Annotated in this window: 6 protein-coding genes and 1 pseudogene; 6 read left to right on the top strand and 1 reads right to left on the bottom strand. The window is 42.6% G+C overall.

Annotated features, from left to right (window positions below; all coding sequences use genetic code 11):
* Positions 1-551 (top strand): annotated as a pseudogene (locus HCZ11_RS09590) (hypothetical protein); the annotation flags it as partial.
* Between the two features lie 62 nt (positions 552-613).
* On the opposite strand, the gene HCZ11_RS09585 reads toward HCZ11_RS09590, so the two are convergent.
* Entirely contained in the window at positions 614-1,141 is a 528-nt protein-coding gene (locus HCZ11_RS09585) for a sugar O-acetyltransferase (protein WP_167658308.1), read from the bottom strand.
* A 154-nt stretch (positions 1,142-1,295) separates the two neighbouring features.
* Here HCZ11_RS09585 and HCZ11_RS09580 point away from each other — a divergent pair, with 154 nt between their 5' ends.
* The 5 genes from HCZ11_RS09580 to HCZ11_RS09560 all read left to right on the top strand — a co-directional run bounded on the left by HCZ11_RS09580 (position 1,296) and on the right by HCZ11_RS09560 (position 8,469).
* Positions 1,296-2,066, top strand: coding sequence for a DeoR/GlpR family DNA-binding transcription regulator (locus tag HCZ11_RS09580; RefSeq protein ID WP_054552250.1), 771 nt, complete (start codon positions 1,296-1,298; stop codon positions 2,064-2,066).
* Positions 2,067-2,161: 95 nt separating this feature from the next.
* The gene (gene glmS / locus HCZ11_RS09575) at positions 2,162-3,982 is read left to right on the top strand and encodes a glutamine--fructose-6-phosphate transaminase (isomerizing) (protein WP_130050154.1); all 1,821 of its coding nucleotides are present in this window, start codon (positions 2,162-2,164) and stop codon (positions 3,980-3,982) included.
* Between the two features lie 129 nt (positions 3,983-4,111).
* Positions 4,112-5,698 (top strand): amidohydrolase family protein, encoded by a 1,587-nt coding sequence (locus HCZ11_RS09570; protein ID WP_167658307.1) that lies wholly within the window; start codon positions 4,112-4,114, stop codon positions 5,696-5,698.
* 112 nt (positions 5,699-5,810) lie between these two features.
* On the top strand, positions 5,811-6,995 hold the full coding sequence (locus HCZ11_RS09565) for an alpha/beta hydrolase-fold protein (protein ID WP_167658306.1): 1,185 nt from the start codon (positions 5,811-5,813) through the stop codon (positions 6,993-6,995).
* 169 nt (positions 6,996-7,164) lie between these two features.
* On the top strand, positions 7,165-8,469 hold the full coding sequence (locus HCZ11_RS09560; protein WP_167658305.1) for a DEAD/DEAH box helicase: 1,305 nt from the start codon (positions 7,165-7,167) through the stop codon (positions 8,467-8,469).
* Positions 8,470-8,630: the final 161 nt, after the last annotated feature.

Here is an 8,630-nt window from a genome sequence, read left to right as displayed (position 1 = left end):
AGGAGCTCAACAGCTACGCAACCTTGATTGATCAATTCAAAGACTCATCGAATGAAGAGATTCAAATCCAAGTGGCTAAAGCGATGTGTAACCAAGGCGCTACTTATGGTCAGCAAGGCAAGCTTGAGGATGCAATCAGTAGCTCCGCAACCTTGATTGAGCAGTTCAAAGGTTCATCGAATGAAGAGGTTCAAAAAACTATAGCTGACTCAAGCGCAAACATAGCTGAACTGGCTTTACTTTATGAAACGCCAGAACAAGTCCTTAATCGTGTTGCAGAGGCAGAACAATACTCAAATAACTCAGAGAACATAGCCGTGATGCAGTTTATTCGCTTTTTACTTGACGATAAAACGATTGAAGAGGTGTTTACTGCTTTAACCGCAATCCCAGCGGAAGTAAAATTATCGTGGAACTTTAGTGAGATTAAAGGTTACCTAACCGATAATTTTGAAGGAAAAAAGCAGCAACAAATACAAGCTGTTGTGCAGTATTTTGAGCAACATAAAGATATTGAGCAATTAAGGGTTGAATTAGGTATTGAAAGCTAGCCTTTGCCTTTTTATTGCTATAAACCCTATGTAGGGCATGCTTTAGCGCGTCGGTATGAGAGTTAAAGGTCTTTGACCTTCACCGCAGGGTTACCTGCTACTAAAGTATTTGCCGCGACATCTTTAGTAACTATTGCCCCTGCGCCAATCACGGAATTATCAGCAACTTTAATACCCGCAAGTATAATGGCGCCTGCACCAATCCATACATTGTTGCCAATGCTAATCGGTGCTGCAAAGTTAGCTTTTGCTAAACGCTCGGTTGGGTTTACAGCATGCGATACCGCGAGTATTTGCACGTTAGAGCCTATTAAGCAGTCATCGCCTATCGTAATTTGCGCATCAGATAGCGGCGCATCGAGCATAGTACAGTTAATATTTATGAAGGTGCGATCACCTATTTTAATACCACTGCCATAATCACAATGAAAACCAGCTTCAATAACAACCTGTTCGCCACAGTGAGCAAACATGCTTCTTAGTCGTTTTAAATTGCCTTTACTTGGGCTTTTGGCAAATAAACGGCAAATTTCATGGGCATTTTTTCGTTGTTCAAATAAGGGCTTATCGAGGCTATTAAACTCTTTCATGGGGCTGTTCATGGTTATATTTGTTAATAGCTTAGCTTGTTAGCGGTGAAGATCAAAATTAAACCTGTGTAGGTTAACGATCATTCACTTGCCATTTATATTGTTTCGTTTAAAATCCAAAAACTTTCGAAACGAAACTTATGTGATCATATAAATGACAAAACGAAACACTCAACAACGTCGCCATACAATCTTAAGCCAAGTGAATGAACTTGGTGAAGTCGCTGTTGAAGCGTTAGCTGAGCAGTTTCAAACTTCTGAAGTGACCATTCGTAAAGATCTGACAGCACTTGAAAAAAGTGGCTTATTACTGCGCCGGTACGGTGGTGCTATTGCACTGCCGCAAGAAATCGTTGCAAATAGCAATGAGAAAAGCGACTCGCTTCGCAAAATGGCAATCGCACAGGCCGCTGCAAAGCTGATTAAAGATCATAACCGCATCATCATTGATAGCGGTCGCACTACCGCGGCGATGATCCCAGAGCTTGCGAGTAAACGCGGTTTAGTGGTGATGACCAATGCTATTAATGTCGCTAACCGCCTACTTTCATTAGAAAATGAGCCAACATTATTGATGACTGGGGGAACCTGGGATCCGCATTCAGAATCGTTTCAAGGCCAAGTTGCGGAGAATGTTCTACGCTCTTACGACTTTGACCAACTCTTTATTGGTGCCGATGGCATTGATATTGATAGAGGTACCACAACCTTCAATGAATTAGTGGGGCTTAGCCAAGTGATGGCTGAAGCTGCCCGAGAGGTAGTGGTGCTGGTAGAGTCAGAAAAAATTGGCCGAAGAATACCTAATTTAGAACTGCCTTGGCAGCGTGTTACCACTGTTATCACAGACAACAATCTAAGCGCAGATAAGCGTGAGGCGATAACAGCATGTGGAGTACAGCTGATCTGTGCAGAAATTGAATAACCCGTAATAAGACCGACAACACCTTATTACATTAAATTTATGACAACACATACCGCCCAAAGTAAAACGCTTTGGCATGTGCAAAAGGAGAAATTATGTGTGGAATCGTTGGGGCTGTTGCAGAACGCCCAGTAAACAAAATACTTGTTGAAGGCCTAAAGCGTCTTGAATACCGTGGTTATGATTCGGCTGGTGTGGCTTTACTTAAAGGTACTGAGCTAAACACTGTAAAGTCAGTGGGTAAGGTTGCTAATCTTGAAGCGGCACTGAATGATGCAGCAGTAAATGGTACTACAGGTATCGCACATACACGCTGGGCAACTCATGGTGGCGTAACTGAAGCGAATGCTCACCCACATGTTTCGAACAGCGAAATTGCCCTAGTTCATAACGGTATTATCGAAAACCATGCCAGTCTACGTGATGCGCTTAAAGGCGACGGTTATGAGTTTTTATCAGAAACAGACACTGAAGTAATGGTGCACCTTATTCACCAACTTCGCCAACAGCACGATACGCTTTTAGCAGCAGTACAAGCTGCAGTTAAGCAGTTTGAAGGTGCATTTGGTACCGTTGTTTTTGATAAAGCGAACGACAACGAAATCATCGTAGCGCGCTCTGGTAGCCCATTGGTGATTGGTTTGGGTCTTGGCGAAAACTTTATTGCCTCTGACCAACTTGCTCTATTACCTGTTACACGTAGCTTTATTTACCTTGAAGAAGGCGATGTTGCTCGTATTACTCGCGACAGTGTTGAAATTTTTGATGCAAACGGCGATGCAGTAGAGCGCGAAGTGATTGAATCAAACATTACGCAAGATGCATCAGGTAAAGGCGAATATCGTCACTACATGCTGAAAGAAATTTACGAGCAGCCACTTGCTGTACGTAACACGCTTGATGGTCGCCTAGTTAATGATACTGTAGCGATTGATGCCTTCGGCGATAGTGCTCAGCAAATCTTTAAAGATGTAAAACACGTACAAATTATTGCCTGTGGTACATCATATCACTCAGGCATGGTTGCTCGTTACTGGCTTGAGCAGTTTGCAGGCGTAAGCTGTAATGTCGAGATTGCTTCTGAGTTCCGTTACCGTGAATCATTTGTACATGAAAACAGCTTACTTGTGACCATTTCACAGTCTGGTGAAACAGCCGATACGCTTGCTGCACTTCGTCTTGCAAAACAGCAAGGTTACATGGCGTCAATGACCATTTGTAACGTACCGGGTTCATCGTTAGTACGTGAATCTGATTTAGCCTTTATGACAAAAGCAGGTGCTGAAATTGGTGTTGCATCAACTAAAGCTTTCACCACACAGCTTGTTGGCTTATTAATGCTAACGGCATCTATTGCGCAAGAAAAAGGCCTAGATCAAAGTGCGATTGTGAATGCAATTAAAACACTTCCTAACAAGTTAGAAGAAGCATTACTACTTGCTGAAGGGATTGAAGATTTAGCTGAAGAATTTGCTGACAAGCACCACTCACTATTCTTAGGTCGTGGTTCACAATACCCAATCGCGATGGAAGGTGCGCTCAAGCTGAAAGAAATTTCATACATTCACGCCGAAGCATACGCAGCGGGTGAGCTTAAGCATGGCCCTCTCGCGTTGATTGATGCCGACATGCCTATCATTGTTGTGGCACCAAACAACGAACTACTAGAAAAGCTTAAATCAAACGTAGAAGAAGTACGTGCCCGTGGCGGTATTATTTATGTATTCGCAGACAAAGACTCAGCGTTCAATTCTGACGAAACGATGCGTGTAATCAACGTAAATCATGTCGATGACGTGATTGCCCCAGTTGTATATACAATTCCACTACAGCTGCTTTCATACTATGTTGCGGTTATTAAAGGCACCGACGTAGACCAACCTCGAAACCTAGCAAAATCGGTAACGGTTGAATAAGTTAAAGCATCGAGGCCGGCTAATTAGCCGGCTTTTTTGTGTCTGTAATTTGTTTAATTACTGTTCACTGATGCAATTTGTATTGCAATTGATTAGGATGGATAAACACTCAGGCTAAGGATCATAACAATGAAAAAGCGCAGTGTTTTAACCTCTATAGGATTCTTCGTATTAGTGCTCAGCTCGGGGATTTCTTATGGGCAATCTTTTGATCTCATCATCAAAAACGCTATGTTGCTCGATGGTCTTGGTGGCAAAGCGGTTCACGCAGATGTTGGCATTGAAAGCGGCAAGATCACTAAAATTGGTGACATGACGGCTGACAAAGCTCAACAAGTTATAGATGCCAAAGGCAAGATTGTTGCCCCTGGCTTTATTGATTTACATTCCCATGCTGAGCGCTCAATTGCAGAGCTGCCTCGGCTCGATAACTTAGTACAGCAGGGTATTACCACTATTTTGGGCGGTAACTGTGGTTTTTCTCCTGTCGACTTTAAGCAATTTTTTGCGCAAACCGAGCGTTCACCTCTAGGGCCTAACTTAGCCTTATTAATTGGCCATAATGATGTTCGTAAAGCTGTAATGGGTGAAGAGCAGCGGCTTGCCAGCGCTGATGAGCTAAAAGCAATGCAAGTGCTGGTAGATAAAGCGATGCAGCAGGGGGCGTTTGGTTTATCGACTGGGCTTAAATATGTTCCTGGTGTGTACTCAAACTTTGCTGAAGTAAAGGTGCTTGCCGAAACCGCTCATGCTCAGCATGGATTTTTTGCCTCTCATATGCGGGATGAAGGCGCAGAGATTGTCACGGCGATGAATGAAGTGCTCGATGTTGCAAAAGAGACCGGTATTCCTGTGCATATCTCTCATCATAAGCTGATTGGTCATCCAAATTGGGGTGAGAGTAAGCAAACTATTCAAATGATCCGTGATGCTCGCAAAGCGGGTTTAGATGTCACTCTCGATCAGTATCCTTACACGGCTTCTTCTACGCGGTTTGCTATTTTATTTCCGGCATGGTCATTGGCTGGTGGCCAAGCTGAAGTTGAAAAGCGTCTACAAGATCCAGAACTAAGGCAAAAAATAAAACAAGGTTTGATCAAAAATATCCGTGAAGATAGAGGCGGTGGTGACCCCGCAAGGCTGCAAATAGCGCATTATGCGGCAAACTCTACATGGGATGGGCTAACCTTTGCTGAAGTATTAAAGCGTGAAGGGCGAGCGCAAAGTATTGATGAAGCCGCTGAACTTGCCATTGAAATTCAAGCAAATGGCGGTGCTCAGGGGATCTTCCACGCTATTAATGAAGATGATGTTAAGTACATTATGGCTTACCCAATTACCGCAATCGCCACCGATGCGGGTGGTTCAGAACTTGGTAAAGGCAACCCGCATCCAAGAGGATACGGCACCTTTCCTAGAGTACTAGGTCATTATGTGCGTGAACAAGGGGTGATTTCATTACCTGATGCAATACGTAAAATGACCAGTTTACCCGCAGCAAGAATGGGCCTAACTGACCGAGGAGTGATAGCACAAGGCTATGCTGCTGACATTGTCATACTCGACCCTGCGACGGTTGCTGATAAATCAACGTTTAGCGCACCTCATCAGTACGCAGAAGGAATTGAATACGTCATTATTAATGGCCAAGTCATTAAATCACCAGATGGCATGACAGGTAAAAGTGCTGGGCAAATATTGCGTCATACGCTTTAGTTAAAATAATGACTTACATATACTTTTTTACGAAAAAGTTCATAAGTTATCTTTGTTTGTACCTGCAATTCTGTTAGCTTAAAAAATTACCAATATTTCTTAAGGATAAGTCGTGCGACTATTTAAGTTACTCTATATTAGTGGTTTTTTATTCTGTACTAGCCATGTCATGGCTCAACCAGCCGCTGATGAGGCGGTTACAAATTACAGCCAACATACGCATACTATCGAATCAAGTAATCTTAGTGAGCAGCGCACAGTCGTTGTGCAATTACCAAAAAGCTACCAAACAGATCCAAACAAAAGATATCCCGTTATTTACCGTTTAGATGGGGCCGGTAATTTACCATTGATTAATGCTGTGCTTGAACGCTTACAACAAAATGATCAAGCGCCAGAGGTGATTGTAGTTGCGATTGAAAGCACTAATCGACTTAGAGATTTTTATCCTACAGTGAACAAAGAACCACAAGGGCCTGTTGGTGAAGGCGGTGGTGCAGCAAAGTTTTTAGCTTTCGTAGAGCAAGAACTGATGCCTTTGGTTAATAAACAGTATCGTACTCATGATTATAGAGTTATCGCAGGCGCCTCAGCTGCGGGTGTATTTGCTCTTTACGCAATGCAGGCTGACCCTCAGCTATTTCAAGCGCATATTGCTTATAGCCCTGCGGTATGGTGGAACTATGGCGCCCCGGCTAAGAGCCTAAAAACCTTTGTTACTAAAGCCAAAACTATTAACAGCTATGTATATATGAATATCGGCGAAGAAGCCGGCATTATGCGCGAAAGATACGATGATATGCAGCAAACAATGCAAAATAGTAAGGTGCAAAATCTGCGCTTTAAGAGCGATGCCTTTGCAGGCGTTTCGCATAACCTAACCTCAGCTGCTGGGGCATTTAATGCGTACCATGGCTTATTTTTATCTAAACATATGCCTCTGAGTGCATTGGGCGATGATGTTTCATCAATTGATGCTTATTATCAACGTTTATCTCAGCAATGGGGTGAACAAATAGCGCCACCAGACCGCGCTGTTAGGATGCTGGGTTACAGCTTAACGGATAACCAGCAATTTGAGCGGGCTATTGAGGTGTTTAAGTACAATATCAAAAACTACCCTAAATCAGCGTATGCACTGTCAGCTTTGTCATATGGCTATGAAATGCAAGGTAATATTCGCCAAGCATTAGTTCAAATCGAGGCTGCAATAGCCGTTGCAGATGACTCTTATCCTTACCCTGATTACTTAAAAGAGACAAAAACGAGGTTGCAAGCACAGTTGAGCAAGAGTTAAAAATATGGCCAACTTAAATGTTGGCTTTAAAGCACTTATTTTAATATTGAGCAATTACCATAAACCAGTTGCTGTTATTTAAAAGGTATTTAAAATCACTAATCCCTACTTAACGGCCAATAAATACGCTAAAATCGCAGGCTATTTTAGTAATGAGCCTACACCTTTTATGACCTCAACCGCAAACTCTAGCAATTTCAACGAACTTGGCCTTATTCCAGAGCTACTTGCTCGATTGGCTGATCTTGAATATACCCAGCCTACACCTATTCAGGCAAAAGCAATTCCAAGCATTTTAGCGGGTAGTGACTTAATTGCAGGAGCAAATACAGGTTCAGGTAAAACAGCGACATTTGCTCTGCCTATGCTGCAAAAGTGCTTTTTAGATAAGGGACTTAAAAAAGCACAAGGCAGCAAAGGTAACTTTGTATCAGGGCTTATTTTAGTGCCAACCCGAGAACTCGCGGTGCAAGTGGCCGATAGCGTTAAATCGTACTCTGCAAATTTTAATGGTGCGATTAAAACTGTCGCGGTATTCGGTGGTGTGTCGGTGAATGCGCAAATGCAAGCATTGCGAGGCGGTGCCGATATTATTGTGGCAACCCCAGGGCGTTTACTTGATTTGATTTCAAGCAATGCTATTAAGCTTGATAACGTAAACACCTTAGTGCTTGATGAAGCAGATCGCATGTTGAGTCTTGGTTTTACCGAAGAACTTGCTGAGCTATTAGCACTTATGCCCGCTAAAAAACAAACAATGTTGTTTTCAGCGACGTTCCCAGAGCAAGTAAAGCTATTAACCCAAAAGCTGTTAAATGACCCTGTAGAAATACAAGTTCAAAGCAAACAGGAGAGCACTCTAGTACAGCGTGTATTTACCGTTAATAAAGGTGAGAAGACCACTGTTTTAGCGCACTTAATAAAAAACCATAAATGGCGCCAAGTGTTGATTTTTGTGAATGCAAAGAAAGATTGTGGGCACTTAGCGAGTAAGCTTGAAAAGCGTGGTATTAATGCGCAGGTATTTCATGGTGATAAGGGCCAAAGTGAACGTACTCGCGTAATCGAAAAGTTTAAAAATGGCGAAATTGAGGTGTTAATTGCCACTGATATTGCTGCTCGTGGTTTAGATATTGCTAAATTGCCCGTAGTTATTAATTTCAATTTACCCCGCAGTCCTGCCGATTACATGCACCGTATTGGCAGAAGTGGCCGCGCCGGAGAAATTGGGTTAGCGTTATCACTGATTGATTATGAAGATTTCCATCATTTTAAAATTATCGAAAAGAAAAACAAATTACGTTTAGAGCGTGAAGAAGTGGCAGGTTTTACCGTAAACCAAGCAAACCTCGATGCCGCTAAAGCACTTAAAAACGACAAGCCCGTAGCGAAACCTGCGGGAACAGGTAAGAAAAAGAAAAAAAACAAAGCCAACCAAGAAGACGATGTTTGGAGTGGCTGGAAGAAACATTAAAGTCTTAAATAATGCTGCTTCGAAATAATACTTAATTATTTTAAGGAGTTAGACCTGTCGCTACCGTCGTTGAAAACGTCTTATTGATGACAGTATGGATGCAGGAGCAATTGTTGAGAGCAACGAAGTTTTTGCCTTGTTATCAACAAGGTTTAGTTGTC

This window comes from Pseudoalteromonas sp. HF66, assembly GCF_011806445.1.
In the GTDB taxonomy this organism is placed as follows: domain Bacteria; phylum Pseudomonadota; class Gammaproteobacteria; order Enterobacterales; family Alteromonadaceae; genus Pseudoalteromonas; species Pseudoalteromonas apostichopi.
Note: the sequence above shows the minus strand (reverse complement) of the source record. Positions and strands in the feature narration are given on the sequence as shown.